The sequence below is a fragment of the Piscirickettsia salmonis LF-89 = ATCC VR-1361 genome, from assembly GCF_000297215.2.
Taxonomy (GTDB): Bacteria; Pseudomonadota; Gammaproteobacteria; order Piscirickettsiales; family Piscirickettsiaceae; genus Piscirickettsia; species Piscirickettsia salmonis.
The window spans coordinates 1-1491 of sequence record NZ_AMFF02000202.1; the positions used below are offsets into that span (position 1 = coordinate 1).

Annotated in this window: 2 protein-coding genes; both read right to left on the reverse strand. The window is 37.0% G+C overall.

Annotated elements, in window-relative coordinates; translation table 11 throughout:
* Positions 1–769: 769 nt before the first annotated feature.
* Positions 770–1195: a hypothetical protein gene (locus C200_RS13310; RefSeq protein WP_016212382.1), complete on the reverse strand. Its 426-nt coding sequence runs from the start codon at positions 1193–1195 to the stop codon at positions 770–772.
* 124 nt (positions 1196–1319) lie between these two features.
* Positions 1320–1491: transposase (locus C200_RS15590; protein WP_033923692.1), on the reverse strand; the 172-nt coding region annotated here is incomplete at its 5' end.

Here is a 1491-nt window from a genome sequence, read left to right on the forward strand (position 1 = left end):
ATCAATCATTTTTAGTGCTCGAATTCTTAAGTCATAACTGTAAGGAGAAGGCATCGTTTTTCCTTATTGTATTTTTTAACCTACTGATATTATGTCAGAAACTGTTAATCCAGCGCTATAATAAAGCATGAGCTTCCCTTAGAAGAAAATATTGGTTTAATCAACCCTGACTTTGCTCGAATTTTAGTAGACAATAATCTTTATAATAAAACGATTTTACAGCAAGCACTACAGAGCTCTAACCTTCAAGCAGCGGTTATTGCAGTTAATAATCCAAAGATTGGCTTTGCTGAAAATTGGATACCACTACAAGAGAATATTTACTTACAAAAAGCAGCCATCGCGCTTTATAATGCAGATATTGACTTTTCTGAAGATGGCAACTGGCTAAACCTTAAAGAAAATACGAACCTACAAAAAGCACTCGCTATCACCTATGATTACCTTAATTACAATCATTTTATCTCGAAAAGCAAACAGGAGCCCTATGCCGAAAAACAAACACTACAGCTTATTCAAAATTTAATAGCAAAGAAAAATAACAGCTTAGATATGATTCGAACTGAAATGCAACAATGGGTCACTTCCCCAGCAATACAATCAAGCATCGATACGTCATCATCTGCCAACATTGATCATCAACCCAAGCTATTTGGTGAGCCTACTACCCTTTTTTTTAATATGAGTAACACTAAATGCAAAGAAATACGACAAGCAATATTAGACTCACATTTTAACTAAACATGGCCTCATCACAGACCCATAGTCATTAAGAAGCTAGAAGTCCACTAATTTCCTTATACAACTCTTTCGTTTCACTATCCCGATAAGAGCCAAAAAACATACTTACCGCAGTCAACCCCCTAAACCCTTGTCGTTGATCGGCTTGAGCTTTTGCCTGAGTTAAAGCCACATCAGCATCATCCATCCATTTAAAGTTGCCCTCATCATCAGCAACTTGTTCCCATATTTTACTTACACCTTTCGGTACACATCTTAACTGCCCTTTAAACATAATAGAGCTGCCACCAGTCAATCCATGCACTTTAAGCTGATTATTCTCAATCTTTGCAGTCAGTCCATCATAAACAGCATGAAGTTTCTGTAAACTCGGATAGTCCTGATCAAAACTTTCAAGATTATCAAGCATTTTTTTCACACGCTCAGGATTAAGACTAAACCCGAGCTTTTCCAAGCGCTGATAGTTTCCTGCAAATAATGCAAGGCCACCAAGTAGTTTGTCGATATTTTCAGGCTGATTTAACTCAAGCGCTTTTAAACACTCATAACCTTGTGTAAATAGTGCAGAGTTATAGCACTCAACGAATAGTTTCTGACATTGACTTCATTACTTGACTAAGCGCTGTCTCTAAATTTATTTCATCTTGATCAAGCTTCATGCGAACCCTATTTTTAAGCGGTGACCATACATGCTCTATCGGGTTTAAATCAGGAGAATAAGGGGGTAAAAATAATAAGTGACAACCCGCA